Here is a 25,271-nt window from a genome sequence, read left to right on the forward strand (position 1 = left end):
GCAACGATATAAGCAGGCCCAACCTCTATGGCGGAGCAATCATGCTGGAACTTTTACTTCTCGTCCTGCTGCTGGCTCTTCTGGCATCGCATCGACGGCTGGGCCAACGGCTGCAGGCGCTGGAAAAGGACGTATCGGCGCTTCGCGCGGCCCAGACTGACGGCGTGGGGCAGGCTGGCGAGATCGCCTCTGCCACCTCGCCCGCGATGACCGACAAGGATGAGACGCGCCTTATAACCGCGCCAATGGAAGAGGTCGCCGCGCAAGAGCCAAATATTGCGGACGATGAAGCGCCGGCAGCGCCGGCAAAGCCCGCCACCGCCAAGCCGGCCGAGAGCTTCGAAAACCGGCTCGGTGCGCGCTGGACGGTGTGGGTCGGCGGGCTTGCGCTGGCGCTCGGCGGTGTCTTCCTCGTGCGCTATTCGATCGAGAGCGGGCTGCTAGGCCCGGAAGTTCGGCTGATGCTTGCCGCCGTGTTCGCCTTGTTGCTCGCAGCTTTCGGCGAAATCCTGCGGCGGCGGTCCTTTGCCCACCGGCTGGAGGCCTTTTCCAATGCAATGATCCCGGGCGTGCTGACGGCTGCTGCGAGCGTCACGTTGCTTGCAACCATCTACGTCGCCTATGGCGTCTATGGGTTCATCGGCCCCCTGCCCGCCTTCCTTCTGCTCGCAGCCGTTTCCCTGGCAACACTTGCCCTGTCGCTGCTGCACGGGCAGGCGCTGGCGGGCCTTGGCCTTGCCGCATCGCTCGTCACGCCGGCGCTCGTCTCCACCGAGGCGCAGAATATCGCCGCCCTGTTCGGCTTCCTCTCGCTCGTCTGGCTTGCCGCCAATGCCGCCGCCCGCCTGCGCCGCTGGCATCTGCTGCCGATCCTCTCCAATGCCGGCCTGTCGATGTGGGTCATCGGCTATTGCCTCTATGCCGACCTGCGCGATCCTATACCGCCGGGCATCGCGCTTCTGGTGATGATCGCCGGCACGGCCTTCCTCTGGCCCGGCAGCCTGTTTGAGGATGCAGCCGAAGCGCAAGCGGCAGCGGCCGGCAGGTTTCGGCGCATTCGCCATCTGCTTGGCCGCCGGCCGCGCGGCATCATGCTGTCGGTGTCGCTTGGTACGCTTTTGTCCATCATGACGCTTCTAGCCACCGCCAACGGGACGAACGGCGACCCGATGCTGATCTTCGTGGCAGCAACAGGCCTGCTGGCAAGCCTTGGCGCAGGCCGCAGGCCCGGCGCCTGGCCGGCCCTGTTTTCGACCCTCGCGGCTCTTTGGGGGATGACGCTGGTGACGCTGATGAACCTCAGCGTTGATCTCACCGACCCTCTGCAGCTTACCGATACGGCGGCCCGGCTGCCGCTGCCGGGCAGCACCGTTCTTGGCGGCCTCACCCTTGCCGCCATTCTCGCCGCCTGCGGCCTGCTGTTCCAGCACCGCCGTGGCCACACGGACCGGGAGATGGCGGGCCTGTGGGCCATCATCGTGGCAATCGTTCCGGTCACGCTTGCGACAATCACCTTTCTGGCCGAGGGGACGCTGGGCCGCGACTGGCTACATGGCGCGTTTGCGCTGGCCCTCGGGCTCGCCATCCTGTGGAGCGTTGACCGCGAGGCCCGACGGCAGCCAGCGGGCGCGGGCGACCTTCTGGCACGCGACATCCTCATTCTGGGGGCGTTCGGCGCCTTCACGCTTTGCCTGCACACGCTGACTCACGGCCTTGTCACGACGCTCGGCGTGGCCATGCTCGGCTTTGCCTTCGTTCTTGCCACGCGCCGTCGCGCCTGGCGGGGCCTACCCTGGGCCATGGTGGCAGCAAGCCTGGTGGTGATGGCGCGCATCGCCTATGAGCCGACCATCGTCGGCCCGCAGAACCTGTCCACGACGCCGGTCTTCAATGCGCTGCTGCCCGGCTATGGCGTGCCGGCGCTGCTTCTCGTGGCCGCCTGCTGGCTGTTGCGCCGCTGGCCCGGCCGGCGCGCGCTCAATGCGCTGCAGGGCCTGGCCGCCCTGATGGGGTTGCTGACGCTTGCCATTCTGGTGCGCCACGCAGCCTCCGGCGGCGTGCTGGATGACCGTGTGCCGACGCTTGGCGAGCAGTCGATCTACACGCTTCTGACCATCGGTCTCTCGGGTGTGCTGATGACGCTCGACATCAAAAGCCCGAGCCGCGCGCTGCGTTACGGCTCGATGCTGGCGGGCATCATCGCCACGCTCAATGTGCTGACGCTGCATCTGGGGGCGCTCAACCCGTATTTCTCAGGAGAAAACACCGGAGGCTGGCCGCTCCTCAACCTGCTGGCGCCGGGCTATCTCCTGCCGGCACTCGCCTATGCGGGGCTTGCCACCTTTGCACGCCAGAGGCGGCCGGCGCCCTATGTCACCCTCATTGCCATCACCGCCGCCCTTCTCGGCTTTGCCTGGGCGACGCTTTCCGTGCGCTGGTTCTGGCAGGGGGAAAACCTTGCCTCCTGGAAAGGATTTATCGAGGGCGAGACCTATACCTATTCGGTGGTCTGGCTGCTGATCGGCGTCGGACTGCTCGTCATCGGCTCCTGGCGCAATCTGCGCAGCCTGCGGCTCGTTTCGGCGGGCCTGGTGCTGGTTACCGTGCTCAAGGTGTTTCTCATCGACATGGCCAATCTGGAAGGGATCCTGCGCGCCTTGTCCTTCATCGGCCTTGGCGGCGTGCTGATCGGCATCGGGCTTTTCTATCAGCGCATTCTGGCGCAAAAGAGCGACACGGAAACTCTGGCCGACAAGAAAGAAGCAGCCGATGCCTGAGGCAGAATTGAGCCCCATCGTTCAGCGTTTTGCACCGTTCGAAGCGCTGGCGGAAGGGCTTCTCGCCCACGCCGTGGAAGAGGCAGACGGCGCCCACGATCTCGCCCATCTTCTGCGCGTGTTCCACAACGCCCTTCGCATCCAGGCGCAGGAAGGCGGCGACGGTGAAATCCTTGCCGCCGCGGTCCTGTTGCATGATTGCGTATCCCTGCCCAAGAACCATCCCGAGCGGGCGCAGTCGTCACGGCTTGCCAGCGAAAAGGCGAGCAGCATCCTGCGGGACATGAACTGGCCTTCGGAAAAAATCGCGGCGGTGGCCCATGCCATCCTCACCCACAGTTTTTCGGCAGGCCTTGCGCCGCAGACGCTGGAGGCGAAAATCCTGCAAGATGCCGACCGGCTTGATTCGCTCGGCGCCATCGGCATTGCCCGCACCTTCTATACGGCCGGCCGCATGGGCTCGAAACTCTATGAGCCGGCCGATCCGAAAGGAGAATACCGCGTGCTGGACGACAAGGCGTTTTCGCTCGATCATTTCGAGTTGAAGCTGCTGCGGCTGGCCGATGGTTTCCAGACCCCGACCGGACTTCAGCTGGCAAGCGAGCGGCACCGGCGCCTTGCCGAGTTCCGCGATCTGTTTCTCGACGAAATCTGAGGATTTTTTCATGCGCATCTCAGCCCTTGGCATCTATCCCTTGAAGAGCGCGCGCGGCGTGGCGCTCGCCGAAAGCCCGATCGATGCCTGGGGGCTTGAGCATGACCGCCGCTGGATGCTGACCGATCCCTCCGGCACCTTCATCACGCAACGGCAACTGCCGGCGCTGGCGCAAATCTCGGCAGCTCTGGGCGACGCGCGACTGACACTGTCCATCGACGGGCAAGAGGCCTTGGACGTGAAGACGCCGCCGGTCGATCGGCGGCTGGACGTGACGGTCTGGGATACGCCTGTCAGCGCGGCACTTGCCGATGATGCGGCGAATGCCACGCTGTCGCAGTGGCTCGGCCGCCCGGTCAAGCTTGTCCATTTCGACGCGATGTCACGCCGCAGCGCCAGCGCGGACTGGGCCGGCCCTGACACCCCGGTTGCCTTTGGCGATGGCTACCAGATCCTGGTGACCACAACCGGATCGCTGGCCGCGCTCAATGCCGACATGGCAGCCCATGGCGAGGAACCGGTCGGCATGGACAGATTTCGCGCCAATGTGGTGATCGACCATGACGAGCCCTTTGCCGAGGACGGCTGGGGCTCGATCGAGATCGGCGGCGTGGTGCTTTACCTCGTCAAACCTTGCGCACGCTGCATCATGACGACGCAGGACCAGAAGACCGGCTCGCGCGAGGGCGCAAGCCCGATGCCGGCCATGGGCCGCATCCGCATGTCGGCAGACCGGCGCGTGCCGGGACCGCTGTTCGGCTGGAACGCCGTCCCGGTGGGCTCGGGCAGGATTGCCGTCGGAGATGCCGCAAAAGTCCTCGACCGGCGCGCGCCCTGGCCGATCAAGCGCCGCTAACACCTGTCCCAACGCCATGCGGCATGCTGGGATAGGCGCTCTCCCGTATAAGACGCATTTTGCGCCTGACGCCGACGATCAGACCTCGGCCTGCTCGGGCGTCGGCTCCACCGGGCGCTGCACGCGCTCGGAGGGATCGCGCCCGATTTCGGCCTTCAGCGAGATGAGGTCGATGAAGTGGTCGGACTGGCGGCGCAGGTCGTCGGCGATCATCGGCGGCTGGGTGGCCATGGTCGAGACGACCGAGACCTTGCGGCCCTTGCGCTGCAGGGCTTCCACCAGCGTGGTGAAATCGCCGTCACCGGAAAACAGGACCAGGTGATCGACGGTTTCCGACTGCTCCATGGCATCGATGGCCAGCTCGATATCCATATTGCCCTTCACCTTGCGGCGACCCATGGAATCGGTGAATTCCTTGGCGGGCTTGGTCACGACCTTGTAGCCATTGTAATCCAGCCAGTCGATGAGCGGCCGGATGGACGAGTATTCCTGATCCTCGATCAGCGCCGTATAATAATAAGCGCGCAGCAGATAGCCCCGCTTCTGGAACGCCTTCAGAAGCTTGCGGTAATCGATATCGAATCCAAGACTGCGCGAGGCGGCATAAAGATTGGCGCCGTCGATAAAAAGGGCAATTTTTTCCCTGGGGTCAAACATGGTTTCCTCCATTCATTCTCAAATTAATTATGAGTCACCGGCCTCTCCCTGGCGCCCCCTACGCAAAATGGGCGAGGCTGGATCTGCAACATTACTATATCTTCATATAAAAGACGTGTAATTCACGATTCGGCTTTATCAAAGCAATTTCGAACGCTTATCCCGGCCTCATTTGGTCGTGGGCGGGATGGAGCGCAAGGGCGGACGAGGAAAAACTTGAATTCCTCGCCCATTGCCTGTATCCGGCGTCCTAATCATCTGAATACCGATCGTAGAAGGACAGGCAATGGCCCGCGTCACCGTAGAAGATTGCATCGACAAAGTCGATAACCGTTTCGAGCTGGTGCTGCTCGCCAGCCATCGCGCCCGCCAGATTTCGCAGGGCGCCTCGATCACCATCGACCGCGACAACGACAAGAATCCGGTCGTGGCCCTGCGCGAAATCGCCGACGAGACGCTCTCGCCCGACGACCTGAAGGAAGACCTGATCCACTCGCTGCAGAAGCATGTGGAAGTGGACGAGCCCGAGCCCGATCCGTCGACGCTGATCGCCGCCAATGCCGGCGCATCGGCTGGCGCCGACAAGGGTCTGGACGAAGACGACCTGCCGGAAACGCTGACCTTTGACCAGATGTCGGAAGAAGACCTGCTGGCTGGTATCGAGGGTCTGGTCCCGCCGGAAAAAAGCGACGACTATTGAGGATCGGTGACGATTACCGATCGTCAATGATCTCGCCATAATCTTGTTGTCTGAATAATGATGGCTGCGCCAATCTCACGGTTGGCGCGCCTTTTTCTTTTTTGTCCGGGCCATATCAAAGGATCTTCTACAGCATGATGCGGCAATACGAGCTTGTCGAGCGGGTCCAGAAATACAAGCCCGACGCAAACGAGGCTCTGCTCAACAAGGCCTATGTCTATGCGATGCAGAAGCATGGCCAGCAGAAGCGCGCGAGCGGCGATCCCTATATTTCGCATCCGCTGGAAGTCGCCGCGATCCTCACCGAGATGCATCTCGACGAGTCCACCATTGCTGTCGCACTGCTGCATGACACGATCGAGGATACGACCGCCACGCGCGCCGAGATCGACGAACTGTTCGGCGAGGACATCGGCCGCCTGGTCGAGGGCCTGACCAAGCTCAAGCGGCTTGATCTCGTCTCGAAAAAGGCCAAGCAGGCGGAAAACCTGCGCAAACTGCTGCTCGCCATTTCCGACGACGTGCGCGTTCTCTTGGTAAAGCTTGCCGACCGTCTGCACAACATGCGCACGCTAGAGCATATGCGCGACGACAAGCGCGCCCGCATTTCCGAAGAGACGATGGATATCTATGCGCCGCTTGCCGGCCGCATGGGCATGCAGGACATGCGCGACGAGCTGGAGGATCTCTCCTTCCGCTATCTCAACCCGGAAGCCTATGAAACGGTGACCAAGCGGCTGGCCGAACTGTCGGCCCGCAACGAAGGGCTGATTGCCAAGATCGAGGATGAGCTGCGCGAACTCATGGTGGCGAACGGCCTGCTGAACGCCACCGCCAAGGGGCGACAGAAGAAGCCTTATTCGGTTTTCCGCAAGATGCAGTCAAAGTCGCTGTCCTTCGAACAGCTGTCGGATGTCTATGGCTTCCGCCTGATCGTCGATGACGTGCCAGCCTGCTATCGGGCGCTCGGCATTGTCCACACCCGCTGGCGCGTCGTGCCGGGCCGGTTCAAGGATTATATCTCGACGCCAAAGCAGAACGACTACCGCTCCATCCACACCACGATCGTTGGGCCGTCACGCCAGCGTATCGAGCTGCAGATCCGCACGCGGCGCATGCATGACATTGCCGAATACGGCATTGCCGCCCACAGCCTCTACAAGGATGGCGAGGGCGGCGAGCCGGGCGAACTGCTGTCGCGGGAGAGCAATGCCTATTCGTGGCTGCGCCATACCATCGAGGCGCTGGCCGAAGGCGACAACCCGGAAGAGTTTCTCGAACACACCAAGCTCGAACTGTTCCAGGACCAGGTGTTCTGCTTCACGCCGAAGGGCAAGCTGATCGCCCTGCCGCGCGGCGCAACGCCGATCGATTTTGCCTATGCCGTTCACACCAATATCGGCGACACCACGGTCGGCGCAAAGATCAACGGCCGCATCATGCCGCTCGTCACCCGACTTGCCAATGGCGACGAGGTGGAGATCATCCGCTCCGGCGTACAGGTGCCGCCGGCGGCCTGGGAAGAGATCGTCGTCACCGGCAAGGCCCGCGCGGCCATCCGCCGCGCCACCCGCATGGCGATCCGCAAACAATATGCCGGGCTTGGCCACCGCATTCTGGAACGCACCTTCGAGCGGGCGGGCAAGGCCTTTTCGCGCGAGGTGCTGAAGCCTGCGCTGCACCGGCTCGGCCAGAAGGACGTGGAGGATGCCATCGCCTCCGTCGGGCGCGGCGAATTGTCGTCGCTCGACGTGCTGAAGGCTGTCTATCCGGATTTCAAGGACGAGCGCACGACGATCAAGCCCGCCGCCGACCAGGGCTGGTTCAACATGCAGAGCGCGTCGGGCATGATGTTCCGTCTGCCGGGCGGCGAGCGTACGGCCCATGATGCGACAAAGGCCGCAAGCGAGATCGACGGCCCCGATCCCCTGCCGATCCGCGGGCTCTCCGGCCATATGGAGGTACATTTCGCGCCCGCCGGCGCCGTTCCGGGCGACCGTATCGTCGGCATCATGGACGAAGGCAAGGGCATGACGATCTACCCGATCCAGGCCTCGGCCCTGCAGCGCTTCGACGACCAGCCGGAGCGCTGGATCGACGTGCGCTGGGATCTGGACGCCGCCAACAAGCAGCGGTTCTCGGCCAAGATCGCCATCAATGCGCTGAACGAGCCGGGCACGCTTGCCACCATCGCCCAGAAGATCGCCGGCCTCGACATCAATATCCGCACCATGACGATGGGACGGGTGGCGGCCGATTTCTCCGAGCTTGCGCTGGAAGTCGAGGTCTGGGACCTGCGCCATCTGAACCAGCTTCTGACACAGTTGAAGGATCTCGACTGCGTTTCCACGGTCAAGCGTGTCTACGACTGACCACCTGTTAAGCACTGCGGCAGGATGATGTCCTGCCGCTATGCACTAGACGCAAGGCTGATGAGGGAAGGTCGCGTTGGTGGAACGCACGGGCATCGACTATATGTTGTGCAACGCAACATTAGGAGATAACAATGTTCAAGCCGCTTCGCACTATCGCCCGCGCCCTTCGCGCTCCCACTGTTCAGGATCGTGAAATGGCCTATCTGAATGAATCGAACGATGCGATCGAACTCGAATATCGCATGCGCCAGGTCGATCGCGGCATGTTCCGCAAGGGCCTCTGATCGCGCAAGCGAAGCGCCGGGCCCTGCCGGCAAGGACCGGTAGACACCCATGCGCGCTTTCATGCCGTTCAGTCTTTTCAAGAAAGCTCATCCCGCCCCTTCCCGCGGGCTGAAGAACAGACGTCGCAAGGGCCTCTTGCGAACCTGGCGCTATGTCCGGGCAAGAGCCTTGCGAATGGGTGGATCCCCCCATGCGGTAGCCGCAGGTCTGTCCATCGGACTGATGTCCGCCTGGACGCCGTTTTTCGGCTTTCACATTGCCATGGCGCTCGCGCTTGCCTTCCTGTTTCGGGCAAGTCTCATTGCCGCGACGCTCGGCACCGCGTTCAGCAATCCGCTGACCATTCCCTTCATTCTGCCGATCACCTGGCAGATCGGCCACGAAATGCTCGGTCGCGCGCCCAACGCCGCGACCTCCACGAGCGATCTTCTGCATCTGCTTGAAGGCTTTCATGTGCGTGAATTGTGGCAGCCGGTGTTCGAACCGCTGGCCATCGGCGCACTTCCTCCCGCGATTTTGACCGGCCTCTGCTGCTATATCGCCACTTTTGTGGGGATCAGAAGGTACCGTGCCGCGCGACGGGCAAATTTCCTCGCGCGCAGTCACGCCACCCAGGCGGTGGACAATGAGCGCGCGCCCTGACATCAGTCAGACCGGCCGCAGGGAGAACGGGCATGATCATTGGCATGGGAAGCGACCTCATCGATATCCGGCGGGTGGAAAAATCCATCGCACGCTTTGGCGATCGCTTTACACATCGCTGTTTCACCGAGATCGAGCGGAAAAAATCCGACGGGCGCAAGATGCGCGCGGCCTCCTATGCCAAGCGCTTTGCCGCCAAGGAGGCCTGTTCCAAGGCGCTCGGCACCGGCCTTGCGCAGGGCGTGTTCTGGCGCGACATGGGTGTCGTCAACCTGCCCTCCGGCAAGCCGACCATGGCGCTGACCAACGGCGCGGGCGAGCGCTTGCAGAGCCTTCTCCCCGAGGGCCACGAAGCCATCATCCACCTCACCATCACCGATGAATTTCCCTATGCGCAGGCCTTTGTCGTGATCGAGGCCCGGCCGCTTCCGGCGGTGTGAAAAGGCCCTTACGGTCAAGCCCATTGCCCGCCTTGGGTTAAGAGTTTAGAGAAGCGCAAAACGCTGGAAACGAAAGACGCACACGTGGCAGAACGAACCGACAAGAAGCAGAACGCCCTCTGGGAAAACATCAAGGTCATCGTCCAGGCGCTGCTGCTCGCCATGGTGATCCGCACCGTGCTGTTCCAGCCCTTCACCATTCCCTCCGGCTCGATGATGCCGACCCTGCTCGTGGGCGACTACATCTTCGTCAACAAGTTCGCCTACGGCTATTCGAAATATTCGCTGCCGTTCTCGCCGAACCTGTTTTCCGGCCGCGTGCTTGAGTTCTCGCCTCCCAAGCGCGGCGACGTCATCGTCTTCCGCCTGCCGACCGATCCGGATGTCGATTACATCAAGCGCCTCGTCGGCCTGCCCGGCGACCGCATCCAGATGATCAACGGCGTGCTGCACATCAACGGCCAGCCGGTTCCGAAACAGGCCGATGGCACCTTCACCTCCGATTACCGCCTGGATCCGGGCGCCGACGTGCCCGTGTTCCGCGAGACGCTCGACACCGGCAAGACCTATGACACGCTCGACCAGTCGCCCGTCTCGCGCGGCGACAACACCCGCGAATTCATGGTGCCGGAAGGCCATTACTTCTTCATGGGCGACAACCGCGACAACTCGCTCGATAGCCGCTTCGATGTCGGCTATGTTCCGGCGGAAAACCTCGTCGGACGCGCCAGCGTGATCTTCTTCTCGCTCGGCAACGATACCTCGTTCCGCGAGATCTGGAACTGGCCGGCCAATATGCGCTGGGATCGTCTGTTCAAGGTGGTCAACTGATGAAGTCGACATCGCTATCCGGGGAAGAACGCCAGAGGCTTGAGAAAGTCATCGGCCACGCTTTCTCGGACAAGCAATGGCTGGACAGGGCGCTGACCCATGCCAGCACCGGCAGCGCAAAGGTCGCGAATTATGAGCGCCTGGAGTTCCTGGGCGACCGTGTTCTCGGCCTCTGCGTGGCGGAAATGCTGTTCACGACCTTTCGCAGCGCCACCGAAGGCGAGCTTTCCGTCCGCCTGAACCAGCTGGTAAGCGCCGAAAGCTGTGCGGGCATTGCCGATGAGCTTGGTCTGCACGAGTTCATCCGCACCGGCGCCGACGTGAAGAAGCTCACGGGAAAGCGCATGTTGAACGTGCGCGCCGACGTGGTTGAAAGCCTGATTGCCGCACTTTATCTCGATGGCGGCCTGGAGGCTGCGCGCGGCTTCATCCTGCGCAACTGGCAGGCCCGCGCCACCCGCGCCGATGCGGCCAAGCGCGATGCCAAGACCGAGCTGCAGGAATGGTCGCATGCCCGTTTCGGCACGACGCCGCTTTATACGGTTGACGACCGCTCCGGCCCGGATCACGATCCCCGCTTTACCGTCACCGTGTCGATCAAGGGCGTTGCCCCGGAAACCGGTGTGGAACGCTCCAAACGCGCGGCCGAACAGGTGGCGGCGACGAAAATGCTCGAACGTGAAGGCGTGTGGCAAAAGCCCGCCAACGAAGGCTGAAGGACTTGATGACGCAAGAAGACAACATTCCCGCCGAAGACGCGGTGAGCGAAACCGATACGCCCGTGGACGAGCGCCCGACGCGCTCCGGCTTCGTGGCGCTGATCGGCGCCACCAATGCCGGCAAGTCGACGCTCTTGAACCGCCTGGTGGGCGCAAAGGTATCGATCGTCAGCCACAAGGTGCAGACGACGCGCGCCATCGTGCGCGGCATCGCCATTCATGACCGCACGCAGATCGTCTTCATGGACACGCCCGGCATTTTCAAGCCGCGCCGCAGGCTCGATCGCGCCATGGTCACGACCGCCTGGGGCGGTGCCAAGGATGCCGACCGCATCATGCTGCTGATCGACAGCGAGCGCGGCATTCGCGGCGATGCGGAAGCCATTCTGGACGGGCTGAAGGATGTCCACCAGCCGAAGATCCTCGTTCTCAACAAGATCGACCGGGTGCGCCCGGAAGACCTGTTGAAGCTGGCGCAGATCGCCAATGAAAAGGTCGCCTTCGAGCAGACCTTCATGATTTCGGCAACAACCGGTTCGGGCTGCACGCACCTCATGGATTATCTGGCCAAGGAATTGCCGGAGGGACCGTGGTATTATCCGGAAGACCAGATTTCCGATCTTCCGATGCGCCAGCTTGCCGCCGAAATCACCCGCGAAAAGCTGTTCCTGCGCCTGCACCAGGAGTTGCCTTACGCCTCCCACGTCGAAACCGAAAAGTGGGAAGAGCGCAAGGACGGATCGGTGCGCATTGAGCAGGTGATCTATGTGGAGCGCGACAGCCAGAAGAAGATCGCGCTTGGCAAGAACGGCGAGGCGATCAAGGCGATTTCCACCGCATCGCGCAAGGAAATCTCCGAAATCCTCGAGCAGCCGGTGCACCTTTTCCTGTTCGTGAAGGTGCGCGAAAACTGGGGCGACGACCCGGAGCGTTTTCGCGAAATGGGGCTGGAATTTCCGCGCGGCTGATGGGTTGGTTGGGGTGGCAAACGCCAGCCCCGCCCTTCAGGCAACTGGCCATGCTCGCAATCATGGATCATGCGCCTTGCGGCCCGTTAGATTGCTGATACGGTCGTCTCATTCCCCCGGCGTCATCCTCGGCCTTGTGCCGAGGATCCATAAAGTTCAATGATATCATGGCGTTGCAGATGCTCGGGACAAGTCCGAGCATGACGGAAGAAAGCTGAAAGCTCCTTCTGCCAGCAGTCTGACGGCGTCTTGCGGCCCGTTTTACTTCTGACGGTCCATCAGCGCCTTGACCTCCAGATAGCGGCGGCGATGTTCCGGCTCTTCCTCAGTGGACGAATAGCAGGTGCTGGAGATGCAGAAGCGCGTAAGGCCGTACGGTGGCTCGGCCTTGTTGAACTCGCATTCGATTTGATTGGTGAAATCGACCGGCTGCGGATTGTCGCGCGTCGCATAGGTGAGGCGCGCGCCGGGCGGATCGAGTTCCGGGAAGGACTGCACGACGCCGGTGGTCAGCTTGGGCGACAGGAGAAAGTTCTTCGCGACATTGACGCAGGCCTGTTCAAGCCCGGCAGATTGGGCGGATGCCGGCGGTGCGGCGACAACGATGGTCGGCATGGCGAAGAGAAAGGCGGCGGCAATGGCGTGGCGCATGGGAACTCCCTGTCTTGTTTTCGCGCCAGCAACACCCGGCACCGGCTTTTTGTTCCATGGCTCCAGCCGATGCCGGACAAATCGGTTCAATGCCGTATCGCGATGGGCTAACATGCGGATAGACTGACAGGAATTTGGCCGGCATGCAGTGGCAGGACGAAGGCATCATCATCGGCGTGCGTCGCCACGGCGAAACCAGCGTCGTGGCCGAACTGATGACGCGCACGCGCGGCCGCCACATGGGCCTGGTGCGCGGCGGGCGCTCGCGCAGCATGCAGCCGGTGCTGCAGCCGGGCAACCGCGTGGAGGCCGTGTGGCGCGCCCGGCTCGACGAGCATCTGGGCGATTTCAAGCTGGAACCGGTCAATCTGCGCGCCGCCCGCCTGATGGAAAGCGCCACCGCCCTTTACGGCGTGCAGGCCATGGGCTCGCTGCTGCGGCTTCTGCCGGAACGCGATCCGCATCCGCATCTTTTTGAGGCGCTCGATCTCATCCTCGACCACATGGACGATCCGGCCGGCGCCGGCGAACTCTTCGTGCGCTTCGAGCTTGCGGTGCTGAACGATCTCGGCTTCGGGCTGGATCTTGCCGAATGTGCGGCGACGGGAACGCTGGAGGATCTGGTTTATGTGTCGCCGAAAAGCGGGCGGGCAGTCAGCCGTGCCGCCGGCGCGCCCTATGCGGACCGGCTTCTGGCGCTGCCGGCCTTTCTTGCGCCGCAGGCAAAACTTAGCGCCGATCCGCAAAGCCTCGCCGCCGCCTTCCGCCTCAGCGGCTTCTTCCTCAACCGGCATGTCTATGAGCCGCGCGGCATCACTGAAAACGCCGCTCGCCACGGTTTCGTGCAGGCGGCGCTGAAGGCGCTTTCACGCCTTCCCGCCGCGCCGCCTGAGTGAGTCTTCAGGAGTAAGGCTTCGGAGCGAGGCTTAGAGCGCCGGCACCAGGGGCCGCTCCACCGGCCGCTCGCGGATCGGCCAGTGGACGACCGCTGCAAACAGGCCGAGGGCGACGCCGAGCCACCAGACCGCATCGTAGGAGCCAAAGCGGTCATAGAGAAAGCCGCCCATCCAGACGCCGAGGAACGAGCCGATCTGGTGCGACAGGAACACCATGCCGCCGAGCAGGCCGAGATGGCGCGTGCCGAACATGATGGCGACCAGCGCATTGGTGGGCGGCACGGTGGAAAGCCACAGCAAGCCCATGACGATGGCAAAGACGACGACGGAGGTGGGCGACTGCGGCAGAAGCAGGAAGGCCGTCACGGCAATCGACCGGGCGACATAGATCAGCGCCAGAAAGTAAGGCTTGGAATAGCGCTGGGCAATGACGCCGGCGGCGAGCGATCCGATGATGTTGAAGAAGCCGATACAGGCCATGGCGATGACCGCATAGCGCGCATCGATGCCGATATCGCCGAGATAGGCCGGGAAATGCGCGGTGATGAACGCCACCTGGAAGCCGCAGACGAAAAACCCGCTGACAAGCAGGAGAAAACTTTGGTGGGCAAAGGCTTCCTTCAGCGCGCCCGCCACGCTCTGCTCGAACTGCGCCTTGCTCTGCGTGCCCGAGAGCGCATTGCCGCGCAACGGATAGGCGAGAAGCGGCACGGCCAGCATCATGACGCCCATGATGACCAGACTGTCCGACCAGCCATACAGGCTGATCAGCGTCTGGCTGATCGGCGCAAACAGGAACATGCCGGCAGAGCCCGCCGCCGTGCCGATGCCGAACGCCATGGAGCGTTGCTGTGGCGTGACATTGCGGGCAAAGGCCGACAGGATGACGCTGAACGAACCGGCGCCGATCGCCGTGCCGACCAGAATGCCGCCGCCGACATGCAGCCAGAGAGGGGCCGCCGCATGGGCCATGACGAGAAGGCCCAGCGCATAGAGCACGCCGGAAGCGGCAAGGACGCGCCCGGTGCCGTATCGATCCGCCATGGCGCCGAAAAACGGCTGGCTCAATCCCCAGAACAGGTTCTGGAAGGCCATGGCGAGCCCGAAGGTCGAGCGGTCCCAGCCCTTGTCCGCCAGCATCGGCAGCTGAAAGAAGCCCATGGCCGAGCGCGGCCCGAAGACCAGCAGCACGATCAGCGATCCGCTGGCGATGATTGGCCAGGGCAGGCCCGGCGCCGTTCTGTCCGACATTTTTGAAGCTCCCGTTTGCGCGAACAATAGCGGAACATGCAGCGGGGCTAAAGCAAGTTTTGCTGGCGCATCCATCAGCGAAATTGATTGCAGACACGAACCGTGCCGCGCAAATACAATTTATAATTGCGTTAATGGTTGTAAATCACTATAGAGAGTGTGGGCGGATCCACTCCCACAAAAGGAAAGCCAGATGGTTTGGGTCCAAATCTATTTCAGAAATTTCAACGTGGCGCCGCTGACGCTTGGCGGAGTTGCGGTGAACGATGGCGTGGCTGTTCAGATCGACGAGCAGCCGACGCCGTGCACCTGGAACAACAATCACAGGTTCAACTACGCGGCGGGCACTTTTACCGGCAACAGCCGGCAGCCCGGCACCTATCAGATCACGCAGGCGGATGATGCGGGGCTCGTCTTCACGCCCAACGGCTCCGGCTCAAAGGTGACCTACCGACCGTAATCGTCATCGAGGGGCCGTCATCGGCCCCTCACCTTCCCGATGGCGCGTGGACCGCCGGTCAGCGGAACAGCGACAGAACGTTTTGCGGCTGGGTATTGGCGATGGAGAGCGCCTGGATCGCCAGTTGCTGCTGCGTCGTCAACGCCTTGAGGCGGGTGGTTTCCTCGTCCATGTTGGCATCGATCAACGTGCCGATGCCGCCCTTCATCCAGTCGCGGAGTTTAAAGGTATAGTCGAGCTGGGTATCCACCCGCGACTGCACCGAACCGATGGTCGCGCCGGCATCAGCCATCATCTGCAGCATATCCTCGACGACCGTGATCATGTCGTCCAGCTGGGCGTTGGTGGTGCTGCTGGTGAGCGCGATTTCCACACCCGACGTGCTGTTGCTCTGGTTGACGACCAGAACATAATTGGCGCTTGCCCCCGCATTGATGGCAAACTGCGTGTTGGTGAAAATGCCGGCACCGCCATTGGTACCGGTCGAGCGGTTGTCGACCAGCGTGGTGATGGTACCGTCTCGGGCCACCAGATCGAATTCGATCATATCCATGAAGACGCTGCGGTTGAGGTCGCGGTAGAAGGAGGCGGCGACCTTTGCCGTGGTGGCGGCACCATCGTTGAGCTTCAGCCAGTTGACGCCGTTGAAGCTTGCCGAATCGGTAATCGAGACGAGCTGCTGTTTCAGCTGGTCGATTTCCTTGTTGACCTTTTCCTTGTCGACGCCGGGCTCTCGGGCGGCAATCAGCTTGGACTTGATCTCATCGACCACATCGATGGAGGCGGTGAGGCCGGCATAGGCGGTGTCTGCCGTGGCCGCGCCAAGATTCATCGCGTCCTGAACGGCCGCCAGCGCCTTGTCGTCGGATTTCATCGTGGCGGCAATCGACCAGTAGGCGGCATTCTGCTTCGACTGGCCGATACGCTGACCACTGGCCATCCGGTCTGCCGTCGTCTCCAGACCGCGATTGATGTCGCGCAAGGTGGCAAGCGCCGCCATGGCGCCCGTATTGGTCATGATACTCGTCATACGACACTCTACTCAAACGATACACGAACACAGGGGGGCCGAACCGGTAAAAAAACATGGTTACCGGTTCGGTAATTTGCTGATGTCCAAATTTATGCATCGCTAACCTTAATGGCCGTTTAAAGCGTGACGAGAATTCTGATCGCAGACAGGTCCGCCGTGCTCTGTGTGGTGACCGGCCCGGTGCCTGCGCCCCTTCCTCGTCGGGTGACGGCCCGGGAGCAGGATCAATCCGGCTGATGGATATCATTCAAAACATTTGCTGGACGAATGGGTCCTTCTGCGACAATTTCCCGCAGCCGCCCTGAGGCGATACCCGCAACCCCCAACCCATCACCGTTGCCCGCTGCCCCACCGGCAGAACGGGAACACTATTTCGTGCCTCATCGACAAGGAGTGAGCCATGCGCACGATCGACCAGACCGCAGAAATCTTGCCAGCAACCGAGACGATGCCGGGCAACCGCATCCGTCGCCTCTTTGCTTTTCCCGGCCTGTTCTGGATCGTTCGCCGCCGCACCAAACGCAATTCGACCGTGGGGCTCAATGATTATCAGTTGCGTGATATCGGGCTTGAGGACGGCCGCGAGGGGTTTCACGACGCAAGAGACCGCGCCCGCCGGCAGGATGAACTTCTGCGCGAGGCACACCGGGCCGCATCGATGATGGCGATGGGGTTTGGCGGGCGTTAAAAGGAGCCAGCTCCAAAAAACATGAAAAAGGCCGTGGGGCACATCGCACCACGGCCTTGATGATGACATGGAAAGCGGCAGAAGCGTCAGCCGGTTTTCAAGAGCCGGCTCTTCTGCCGGTTCCAGTCGCGTTCCTTCTCGGTCTCGCGCTTGTCGTGCAGTTTCTTGCCCTTGGCCAGCGCCAGTTCCAGCTTCGCCCGACCCTTTTCGTTGAAATAGATCTTCAGCGGCACGAGCGTCATGCCCTCGCGGTTGATGCCGACGCGCAGCCGGTTGATCTCGCGCTTGTTGAGCAGAAGCTTGCGGCGTCGGCGCGGCTCATGGTTGAAGCGGTTCGCCTGCAGATATTCCGGCAGATGCGAATTGATCAGCCAGATTTCCTCGCCTTCATCGGACGCATAGGATTCGGCGATATTCGCCTTGCCGTCCCGCAGGGATTTGACCTCCGTGCCGGTCAGCACGATGCCGGCCTCGTAGGTGTCGATGATCTCGTAGTTGAAGCGCGCTTTGCGGTTTTCCGCAACGATCTTGTTTACGACGCGCTGGCTGCCCCTGGGTGCCATGGAAGCTCATCCGATCCGTCTGAGTGTCTGAGGAAGTCCGTTTGGGCCGCCGGAGCGGCCGTCCTCCCCTATGTAGTGTGGCGCAGGGCGGAAGAAAAGCCGGGCCGCAAAACCGCGGCCCTTCTGCGCGAAGACGCCGTCAGTTCAACAGGCCGGCATGGCGCAGGGCGTTATCGATGGCCGCTTCCGTGGACGCTTCGAGGCTCGACATGAGCGGCGAGCGCACCGTGCGGTTCAGCCCCCGGATACGCCAGAGGGCATATTTTGCCCCGCAGACGCCAGGCTCCATGAAGATCGCCTTGTGCAGCGGCATCAGCCGGTCCTGATAGTCGAGCGCGCGCGCGTAATCACCGGCAAGCGTCGCCTGCTGGAATTCGGCACAGAGCCGTGGCGCGACATTGGCGGACACGGAGATGCAGCCGACGCCGCCATGGGCGTTGAAGCCGAGCGCGGTCGCATCCTCGCCCGAGAGCTGCACGAAGGACGGGCCGCAGGTCATGCGCTGCTCAGAGACGCGCTCGATCTTGCCGGTCGCATCCTTGACGCCGACGATGTTCGAATGCGCCTTCACCAGCGCACCCATCGTCTCCGGCGTCATATCGATGACGGAACGGCCGGGGATGTTGTAGATGATGATCGGAAGCGACACGGCATCGGCGATTGCCGCATAATGGGCGATCAGCCCCTTCTGCGTCGGCTTGTTGTAATAAGGGGTGACGACCAGCAGGCCGTCGGCGCCGGCCTGTTCGGCATGCTGGGCAAGCTCGATCGCCTCGCGCGTGTTGTTGGAGCCGGCGCCGGCCACGACGGGCACGCGCTTTGCCGCAACCTCGATGCACAGTTCGATGACGCGCTTGTGCTCCGCATGCGACAGCGTCGGCGATTCGCCGGTCGTGCCGACCGGCACGAGGCCGGTGCTGCCCTCGGTGATCTGCCACTCGACGTGAGCGGCAAAAGCATCCTCGTCCACCGCGCCTGCGTCGGTGAACGGCGTGACAAGCGCGGGCATGGACCCCTTGAACATGCGATAACTCCCGAACGACCGCTCTTCATGCTTCGGCCGTATTGTCTGATAATGTGGCGGGCACCATAGTGCGGCCAATAGGTTGAAACAAGCAGGGTCTTTCCGGTTTCTGAGCGGATCGTGATCGGGAAATCCGCCCCCCGCCGTGTTTTGGTAAGCCTCTGTTAATCATCACGTCAACTAATAGGATAGAAGAATTCTTGCCGCGGATTGAGGGATGAGAAAGTCGTTTCTGTCAGGAGGCCTCGGGCTTTGCCTTTGCGCGGGAAGTCTTCCGGCCGCACCGTTGCCGGATGGGTCCGTGCCGCTGCCGATCGAGCGGCCGGCGGCGCTGGAGCGCGTGTCCGTGCCGGAATATACCGGTTCCATTTCCCGCACCGCCGTGCGTCCCGAAGCCACGCTACCGACCACCCAGCTGAAGGCGGGGCTGGACTTTCTGTCGGCCAATGACGTTGCCAATGCGCTTGCCGTGCGCGACGGGCTTCCGGAGGGATCGCTCGACCGCCATCTGATGACCTGGGCGATCGTCACCTCCGGCCTTCGCACCGTGCCTTCGCAGGAGATTGCAGCCGCCGAAAGCGAGCTGCAGGGCTGGCCGGGTCTTGGCCGGCTGCGCGGCGCTTCCGAGCGGGCGCTGTTTAACGAGAACCCCTCGACCGGCGAGGTGCTGGCAGCCTTTGGCCGCACTGCGCCGGAAACGCCGCAAGGCGCCATTCTTCTTGCCCGCGCGCTGGTTGCGACCGGAAAGGCGGCGCAGGCATCCGCGACCCTTCGGCCGTTCTGGACGGGCTACGGTCTCGACAAGGATCTGGAGGATCGCATCCTTGCCGAATTTCTGCCTTTGATCTCGATCTCCGATCACCGGGCGCGGATGGATTACCTGATGTATCGCGGCCGCACGGCGCAAGCGAAGCGGTTTGCCGGGCTTGGCCATGCCCAGCCGCTCTACGCCGCCTGGAGCGCGGTGATCGGCAAGGCCAAAAATGCCGGTGCACTTCTTGATGCGGCCGGCTCCGGCTTTGCGCGCGATCCGGCCTACCAGTTTGCCCGCATCGAGTATCTGCGCCAGCAGGATCGCTATGCCGAGGCGGCGGCCGTGATGGAGCGGACACCGCGCGACCACAGCGAGCAGGTAAACTCCACCGAATGGTGGAATGAGCGACGCATCATCGCCCGCGGCCTTGCCGACAAGGGAGACCTCCGCGAAGCCTACCGCATCGCGGCCGGTCATGACGCCAAAAACACGGTGGATGTCGTCGACGCCGAATTTCATGCCGGCTGGTATGCGCTGCGCGGGTTGAACGACCCCGCCACGGCTGCAAAACATTTCGAACGCATCCTTTCCGCCTCCTCGCGACCGCTATCGGCCTCGCGCGCGCTCTACTGGCTGGGCCGCGCGGCAGAACAGGGCGGCACGGGCCACGCGTCGGAATTCTACGCCAAGGCTGCCCGCTATCCGGCAACCTTTTATGGTCAGCTGGCGGCGGCGCGCCTGAAGACGAAATCGATCAACGTCTCCTATCCGGTGCCGACGCCGAGCGACCGGCGGACCTTTGATGCGCGCGAGGCGGTGCGGGCGATCGACCGGCTGGATGCGAGCGGCCACAACGAGCGGGCCGACGCCCTCTACCGGGCCCTTGCCGACCAGCTGACGAGCCCCGGGGAACTCGCGATTCTCGCCGCCCGCGCCGAGCGCAATTTCAACCATGCGCTCTCGCTGCAGATCGGAAAGTCCGCCTTCAACCGCGGCATCGATGTGGCGGCACTCGCCTTTCCGATCGGCGTCATTCCGGCGAGCGCCCATATCGAAGGCTCCGGCAAGGCGCTGGCCTATGCGATCGCGCGCCAGGAAAGCGCCTTCAACCCGGCCGCTGTTTCATCCGCCGATGCACGCGGCCTCCTGCAGATCCTGCCGGGCACGGCAAAGGGTGTCGCCACCCGTCACGGCATGACGTTCACACCGGCAAGGCTGACCAACGACCCCGGCTATAACGCCACGCTCGGCGCGCATTATCTCGGCGAACAGATCGACAGTTTTGGCGGCTCCTACATCCTCACCTTCATTGCCTATAATGCCGGCCCGCGCCGCGTTCCCGAATGGATCGAGCGATACGGCGATCCGCGCGGCAAGTCCCTGGACGAGGTGGTCGACTGGATCGAGCGCATTCCTTTTCCGGAAACCCGCAACTATGTGCAGCGCGTGATGGAAAACTATCAGGTCTACAAGACACGCCTTGGCCAGAGCGCCGATATCGAGGACGACCTCCGATTCGGCCGGCGCTGACGCCATCCCTTACGCGATCAAATTCGCCCTGCCCTTCCAGCCTCTGATCGGCTAGCCTTGGGGAATGGCAATGGGAGGCAGCGTGTCATGGAATGGCTGCAGCAGTATGTCACGGCCGGGGACGGCTTGAGGCTCGGCTACCGGATCTACGATGCGCGCGCCGGATCGGACGGGCTTCCCCTCGTTTGCCTTCCGGGGCTCACCCGTAACGCTCGCGACTTTCACGAGATCGCCGAAACGATTGCAGAAGATAGCGAGAAGCCGCGCCGGGTGATCGCCATCGATTACCGCGGGCGCGGCAGTTCGCAGCGCGCCACCGACCCGGCCACCTATACGCCGGTCGTCGAAGCGCAGGACCTGCTCACGGTGCTCGACCGCTGCGGTATCGACAAGGCCGCCTTTATCGGCACCTCGCGCGGCGGTCTCATCCTGCATGTGCTGACGGGTCTTGCGCCGCAGCGGATCTCTGCCGTCATCCTCAATGATATCGGACCGGAACTGGGTGTGGAGGGACTGCGCCAGATCCAGGACTATCTGCGCTCACCGGTACGGCCGACATCCTGGGCCGAGGCGGCGGCGCTGCTGAAAAGCATACACGGAACCGACTTCCCGGCCCTTGCCGAGGCCGACTGGAGAACCTTCGCCCACGCAGTCTATGTGGAGCGAGAGGGCGGACTGGAGCCCGACTGCGACCCGGCGATTGCCGAAGGCTTTGCAAGTCTCGACCTCACCCAACCGCTCCCGGCGCTCTGGCCCCAGTTCGATGCGTTTCCAGACGTGCCGATGATGGTGATTCGCGGTGCGCATTCAAAGCTTCTGACGCCGGAGACGGTTATACGCATGAAAGAGCACCGCCCTTCCCTCACCGTTATCACGGCATCGGGCCAGGGCCACGCTCCGCTGCTGCATCTTGGCGAGTTGCCCGCCGCGATCAGAACCTTTTTGTATCAGGTGGACTGACGCCCGGCGCATGAGGTCGCGGCGCCACGACGATCAGGGAGCCGAAATTGCCTTTGCATTCCTCCGTCATGCTCGGGCTTGTCACGAGCATCTCCAACGCTTTGCCTTTATTGGGCCGTCGCAACGCCGAGGATCACATCGCGGTAGGAGATAACAACAAAAAACCCGCCCTTGTGAGGCGGGTTTCGAAGTTTGGGCACTGAAGGCATCAAGCCTTCCTGAGGCTGACCTCAGAAGCCGCGCTGCAGACGGAAGAAGCCCGTCCAGGAGTCGCCGCCGCCGTTTGCACGCGAACCATCGATATCCTGATAGTTGGCAGCAATCTTGGTGGTGAGGTTTTCAGCCAGCTTGTAGTCCAGCGTTACGCCAGCGCGCCATGCATCGCGGCTGCCGGTGAAGTCGCCCGAAGAATTGACGTCAACCGTGCCGAAGTACTGGAAGCCGGGGGTGATGCTGAGCTTGTCGTTGACGGCAAGAGCGTATTCAGCTGCAACCGTCCACTCGGATTCTTCGTAGTAGGCGTTTGCGCCGCTTGCCCATGCAGCAGCGATGCTTGCCGTGCCGGGGCCGATCTTGGCCGAAGCGATACCGCGGATCGCGCCGTTTTCAGCGTCGGTGTCGTAGGAGCCGATCAGGTTAGCCGTGACCGGGCCTGCAGCAAAGCCTACCGTGCCGCTGATGCCGACATTGTTATCAGCCTTAGCAATGTATGCGCTCGGAACGCCGAGGTTGTTGAAGCTTCCCGTCACGTCGCCAGCAAGGCGGCCTTCCAGCTCTTCAGCAGCGATACCAGCGTAGAAGGCGCCAGCCGTGTAGGTGTAACGAACGGCATTGTACTGCGTCGTGTTGGACGACAGGATATCCGTTTCGCCGGACAGATCGTCATCCCACCAGCTGTAGAAGTAACCAACCTTCAGGCCAGCAACTTCGATGAAGGCCTGGTCGACGTTGACGCCGCGATCGGACGAATTGTCGGCATTGCCGCGCAGGCCAATGAAGCCACGAACGGCACCGAGTTCGGTGTCAGAGCGGGTATCGAGCTCAAGCTGAGCGCGGGTGAAGGAGTTCCAGTCAGACGTGCCCGACAGAGCGCGGCCGAAATCGGTCTGGAAACGAACGTAACCGCCGATCTTGAGGCAGGTTTCCGAGCCCGGGATGTAGAAGAAGCCGGCGCCGAAGGCGTCGCAAACACGGACATATTCCATGGGCTCAGGTTCTGCAGCCACGATGGCATCAGCGGCGTAGGAGACGGAGCCGAACGACAGTGCGGCAACCGAGCTCAGGACGACAGCTCTAAAGTTCATGATTTTTCCTCGGGACGTTGTTTAGAAACAATCAGGTAACGAACCGTCGCCTGAATTGCTGTTATCTAACCACCGATCGCCGGACGGGGAAAATTAAAAACGTCCCGAATTTGTCGCTCCACGTTCCGCAGCAGACAATGTGTTGCGCTTTCGTGACAGAGTCACCCACCGCCGCCTTTTTTTTAGGCATTCAGCCTTACTGCAGCGCACAGTGCCGCCACATTTGCGCCTAACCTGTTAAATTCCTTAAGGATATCGTTCACCCTCAGCACATTGTGACGGCAATTCGTTCATCAATAGCGGACGCATTTTCGCAAAATTGTCAGCCGACTCGCGGGCTGCGGCTCTGGCTGCCGACTCAGTTGCACGACTCACCGGTGAGTTCAGCAAGCGGCAACGCATGCACCAGCCTCTGGCGCTCAGCCGCAAACGCATGACGTTCGTCATGCACGGCTCTCCACGCGCAACCTGCACCGCGAAGAATCGATGCCAAACACTCGACAAGATGTCATACATCCACGTGGACCCTGAACAAGAGCAAAATCCGTAAGCGTGAATTGCATGGTCCTCGTCCACGAGGTCGCAGGTGTCGGGTAAGCAAGCGTCATGGGCCTGAGGTAGCTTCGCAATGGACGCAGCCAGGCGTCTACGCGCACGACCCATTGGACACGCCGCTGCCAGCTTTTACGAATCTCAAGGGCGCCCACCAAAAAGCAGCCGATAATATTCCTCGATCTAGCCAGAGTGGCCAGTTTTGGCCTACAGGCTGGCGTGAGGGCCGCCGCGCAATCGGGATTTGCGTGCGACATCCCGCCCGACGTGCCCCGATCCAAAAGCAAAAAGCCCGGCATGAAGCCGGGCTTTCCGTTCATCCGATGGTGAGATCAGATTAGAATGCGCGCTGCAGGCGCAGGTAGCCAGACCAGCTTTCCGAAGCGTTGTCCGGATCGAGGTACTGAACCGAAGCCTTGGCGGACAGGTTCTTGGCGAGCTGGTAGTCGAACGTCAGACCAGCCTTCCAAGCGTTGTTGTCGCCGAAGTCAGTGCCGGCAGCATTCTTCAGGCTGTCGTAGTACTGGAAGCCGGGGGTGATCTTGAACTTGTCGGTGACCTTCACAGCGTATTCAACAGCGACTGCCCACTCCGACGTGTCGTAGTAAGCGTTCGGGCCACTTGCCCATACGCCAGCCAGGCCGAGAGTGCCCGGGCCGAGGTCAGCCGTAGCGATAATGCGAACGGCGCCTTCGCTCTGGTCGGTGTCGTAGCCGCCGAGCAGCGCAACAGCAGCCGGACCGAACTTGCCACCAACGATGGCTTCGATGCCGACGTTGTTGTCGGTTTCGCCCGGACGAGCAACGCCTTCGAGTTCGTCAACAGCCACACCAGCGTATGCAGCGCCAGCCGTGTAGGTGTAACGAATGGAGTTGAAGCGGGTCGTGCCAGCTGCCAGATCGTCGGTTTCGCCAGAGAGACCATCGTCCCACCAGTTGTAGTAGTAACCAACCTTCAGACCACCGATTTCGATGAAGGCCTGATCGACGTTTACGCCGCGGCTCGAAGAGCTGTCAGCATCGCCACGCAGGCCGATGAAGCCGCGCAGGGCACCGAATTCGGTGTCCGAACGGGTGTCGATTTCGAGCTGGGCGCGCGTGAAGGAATCCCAGTCCGACGTGGAAGTGGCGCTCGGCGTACCACCGTTGGAAGCGTCACGACCGATGTTCGTCTGGAAACGAACGTAGCCGCCGATCTTGAGGCAGGTTTCAGAACCCGGGATGTAGAAGAAGCCGGCGCCGAAAGCGTCGCAAACGCGAACGTATTCCAGGGGCTCGGGCTCAGCAGCCACGATAGCGTCAGCAGCCTGTGCGCCAGATACTGCAGCGAGGGCTGCAGCGGAGCCGAGAAGAAGGCTCTTGATGTTCATATTGACCTCCAGTCAAAGTTTCGTAAGGGTCTGGGTTTTTTGGCTGAAGGACAGCATTCCCTGCCCCATCCCCGTCGGTTCTTTAGAAGACAACGATCCACCGCCGCTTCTGATGGTGAACATACAAGAGAGACTTACTCATGCAATCGTGAACTGAACCCGTTCCGTTCCGATGCAGATGCTTAAGAAACCCCTGTTGCGAAAAGGACACAAAAGCGTGAGGCGACGGGGAGAGAAATTTACGTTTGCTTAAGAAAGTCCTTAAGCCACAGGATGTTACGCGCGACGCGCGATATCCGGGTTTACGGATGGCGCACTATCAGTGGCACGG

Annotated in this window: 24 protein-coding genes; 16 read left to right on the forward strand and 8 right to left on the reverse strand. The window is 62.0% G+C overall.

The window, feature by feature from the left end:
• Positions 1–41: 41 nt before the first annotated feature.
• From ACEXP3_RS01330 to ACEXP3_RS01340, 3 genes are read left to right on the forward strand one after another with little or no spacing between them, the layout of a single operon-like run.
• Positions 42–2,777: a DUF2339 domain-containing protein gene (locus tag ACEXP3_RS01330; protein WP_377295641.1), complete on the forward strand. Its 2,736-nt coding sequence runs from the start codon at positions 42–44 to the stop codon at positions 2,775–2,777.
• Entirely contained in the window at positions 2,770–3,432 is a 663-nt protein-coding gene (locus ACEXP3_RS01335) for an HD domain-containing protein (protein WP_377295642.1), read from the forward strand. Before ACEXP3_RS01330 ends, ACEXP3_RS01335 begins: the two co-directional genes overlap by 8 nt.
• Before the next feature lie 10 nt (positions 3,433–3,442).
• Positions 3,443–4,288: an MOSC domain-containing protein gene (locus ACEXP3_RS01340; protein ID WP_377295643.1), complete on the forward strand. Its 846-nt coding sequence runs from the start codon at positions 3,443–3,445 to the stop codon at positions 4,286–4,288.
• 78 nt (positions 4,289–4,366) lie between these two features.
• Here ACEXP3_RS01340 and ACEXP3_RS01345 read toward each other — a convergent pair whose 3' ends face one another.
• Positions 4,367–4,945: a LabA-like NYN domain-containing protein gene (locus ACEXP3_RS01345; RefSeq protein WP_210103019.1), complete on the reverse strand. Its 579-nt coding sequence runs from the start codon at positions 4,943–4,945 to the stop codon at positions 4,367–4,369.
• A 286-nt stretch (positions 4,946–5,231) separates the two neighbouring features.
• Here ACEXP3_RS01345 and rpoZ point away from each other — a divergent pair, with 286 nt between their 5' ends.
• From rpoZ to era, 8 genes are all read left to right on the forward strand, one after another.
• Positions 5,232–5,645, forward strand: coding sequence for a DNA-directed RNA polymerase subunit omega (rpoZ, locus tag ACEXP3_RS01350; RefSeq protein ID WP_210103020.1), 414 nt, complete (start codon positions 5,232–5,234; stop codon positions 5,643–5,645).
• Positions 5,646–5,779: 134 nt separating this feature from the next.
• Positions 5,780–8,017: a RelA/SpoT family protein gene (locus tag ACEXP3_RS01355; protein WP_210103021.1), complete on the forward strand. Its 2,238-nt coding sequence runs from the start codon at positions 5,780–5,782 to the stop codon at positions 8,015–8,017.
• Between the two features lie 134 nt (positions 8,018–8,151).
• The gene (locus ACEXP3_RS01360; protein ID WP_210103022.1) at positions 8,152–8,304 is read left to right on the forward strand and encodes a DUF3563 family protein; all 153 of its coding nucleotides are present in this window, start codon (positions 8,152–8,154) and stop codon (positions 8,302–8,304) included.
• 61 nt (positions 8,305–8,365) lie between these two features.
• On the forward strand, positions 8,366–8,947 hold the full coding sequence (locus tag ACEXP3_RS01365) for a DUF2062 domain-containing protein (RefSeq protein ID WP_281067717.1): 582 nt from the start codon (positions 8,366–8,368) through the stop codon (positions 8,945–8,947).
• Positions 8,948–8,979: 32 nt separating this feature from the next.
• A complete protein-coding gene (acpS, locus tag ACEXP3_RS01370) occupies positions 8,980–9,387 on the forward strand; it encodes a holo-ACP synthase (protein WP_210103024.1) in 408 nt (135 codons plus the stop codon).
• A gap of 84 nt (positions 9,388–9,471) precedes the next feature.
• Positions 9,472–10,218 (forward strand): signal peptidase I, encoded by a 747-nt coding sequence (lepB, locus tag ACEXP3_RS01375; protein WP_377295645.1) that lies wholly within the window; start codon positions 9,472–9,474, stop codon positions 10,216–10,218.
• On the forward strand, positions 10,218–10,934 hold the full coding sequence (rnc, locus tag ACEXP3_RS01380) for a ribonuclease III (protein ID WP_377295646.1): 717 nt from the start codon (positions 10,218–10,220) through the stop codon (positions 10,932–10,934). Before lepB ends, rnc begins: the two co-directional genes overlap by 1 nt.
• A gap of 8 nt (positions 10,935–10,942) precedes the next feature.
• A complete protein-coding gene (gene era / locus ACEXP3_RS01385) occupies positions 10,943–11,905 on the forward strand; it encodes a GTPase Era (protein ID WP_377295647.1) in 963 nt (320 codons plus the stop codon).
• Between the two features lie 261 nt (positions 11,906–12,166).
• On the opposite strand, the gene ACEXP3_RS01390 is transcribed toward era, so the two are convergent.
• Positions 12,167–12,556: a hypothetical protein gene (locus ACEXP3_RS01390; RefSeq protein ID WP_377295648.1), complete on the reverse strand. Its 390-nt coding sequence runs from the start codon at positions 12,554–12,556 to the stop codon at positions 12,167–12,169.
• A gap of 143 nt (positions 12,557–12,699) precedes the next feature.
• On the opposite strand from ACEXP3_RS01390, the gene recO reads away from it, so the two are divergent.
• Positions 12,700–13,452, forward strand: coding sequence for a DNA repair protein RecO (recO, locus tag ACEXP3_RS01395; protein ID WP_377295649.1), 753 nt, complete (start codon positions 12,700–12,702; stop codon positions 13,450–13,452).
• 30 nt (positions 13,453–13,482) lie between these two features.
• Here recO and ACEXP3_RS01400 read toward each other — a convergent pair whose 3' ends face one another.
• Positions 13,483–14,703 carry an MFS transporter gene (locus ACEXP3_RS01400; RefSeq protein ID WP_377295650.1) on the reverse strand — a complete coding sequence of 407 codons (1,221 nt, stop codon included), beginning with the start codon at positions 14,701–14,703 and terminating at the stop codon, positions 13,483–13,485.
• Between the two features lie 193 nt (positions 14,704–14,896).
• Between ACEXP3_RS01400 and ACEXP3_RS01405 the strand changes: the two genes are divergently transcribed.
• Positions 14,897–15,163 (forward strand): hypothetical protein, encoded by a 267-nt coding sequence (locus tag ACEXP3_RS01405; RefSeq protein WP_210103030.1) that lies wholly within the window; start codon positions 14,897–14,899, stop codon positions 15,161–15,163.
• A gap of 58 nt (positions 15,164–15,221) precedes the next feature.
• Here the strand turns inward: ACEXP3_RS01405 and ACEXP3_RS01410 are convergent, their stop codons facing one another.
• The gene (locus ACEXP3_RS01410; RefSeq protein ID WP_377295651.1) at positions 15,222–16,193 is read right to left on the reverse strand and encodes a flagellin N-terminal helical domain-containing protein; all 972 of its coding nucleotides are present in this window, start codon (positions 16,191–16,193) and stop codon (positions 15,222–15,224) included.
• 403 nt (positions 16,194–16,596) lie between these two features.
• On the opposite strand from ACEXP3_RS01410, the gene ACEXP3_RS01415 reads away from it, so the two are divergent.
• Positions 16,597–16,884, forward strand: coding sequence for a hypothetical protein (locus tag ACEXP3_RS01415; protein ID WP_210103032.1), 288 nt, complete (start codon positions 16,597–16,599; stop codon positions 16,882–16,884).
• An 86-nt stretch (positions 16,885–16,970) separates the two neighbouring features.
• Here the strand turns inward: ACEXP3_RS01415 and smpB are convergent, their stop codons facing one another.
• Together smpB and dapA are read right to left on the reverse strand one after the other, a co-directional pair.
• On the reverse strand, positions 16,971–17,447 hold the full coding sequence (smpB, locus tag ACEXP3_RS01420) for an SsrA-binding protein SmpB (RefSeq protein WP_210103033.1): 477 nt from the start codon (positions 17,445–17,447) through the stop codon (positions 16,971–16,973).
• A gap of 139 nt (positions 17,448–17,586) precedes the next feature.
• Entirely contained in the window at positions 17,587–18,471 is an 885-nt protein-coding gene (dapA, locus tag ACEXP3_RS01425; protein WP_210103034.1) for a 4-hydroxy-tetrahydrodipicolinate synthase, read from the reverse strand.
• A 217-nt stretch (positions 18,472–18,688) separates the two neighbouring features.
• Between dapA and ACEXP3_RS01430 the strand changes: the two genes are divergently transcribed.
• Positions 18,689–20,755, forward strand: coding sequence for a lytic transglycosylase domain-containing protein (locus tag ACEXP3_RS01430; RefSeq protein ID WP_377295652.1), 2,067 nt, complete (start codon positions 18,689–18,691; stop codon positions 20,753–20,755).
• Positions 20,756–20,842: 87 nt separating this feature from the next.
• Positions 20,843–21,715, forward strand: a complete 873-nt coding sequence (locus ACEXP3_RS01435) for an alpha/beta fold hydrolase (RefSeq protein ID WP_377295653.1) — start codon at positions 20,843–20,845, stop codon at positions 21,713–21,715.
• A 230-nt stretch (positions 21,716–21,945) separates the two neighbouring features.
• On the opposite strand, the gene ACEXP3_RS01440 is transcribed toward ACEXP3_RS01435, so the two are convergent.
• Positions 21,946–23,019, reverse strand: coding sequence for a porin (locus ACEXP3_RS01440; protein WP_377295654.1), 1,074 nt, complete (start codon positions 23,017–23,019; stop codon positions 21,946–21,948).
• An 889-nt stretch (positions 23,020–23,908) separates the two neighbouring features.
• A complete protein-coding gene (locus ACEXP3_RS01445; protein WP_377295655.1) occupies positions 23,909–24,940 on the reverse strand; it encodes a porin in 1,032 nt (343 codons plus the stop codon).
• Positions 24,941–25,271 lie beyond the last annotated feature (331 nt).

Origin of the sequence: Neorhizobium fuzhouense, assembly GCF_042611105.1 — a bacterium.
GTDB classification, from domain to species: Bacteria; Pseudomonadota; Alphaproteobacteria; order Rhizobiales; family Rhizobiaceae; genus Neorhizobium; species Neorhizobium galegae_A.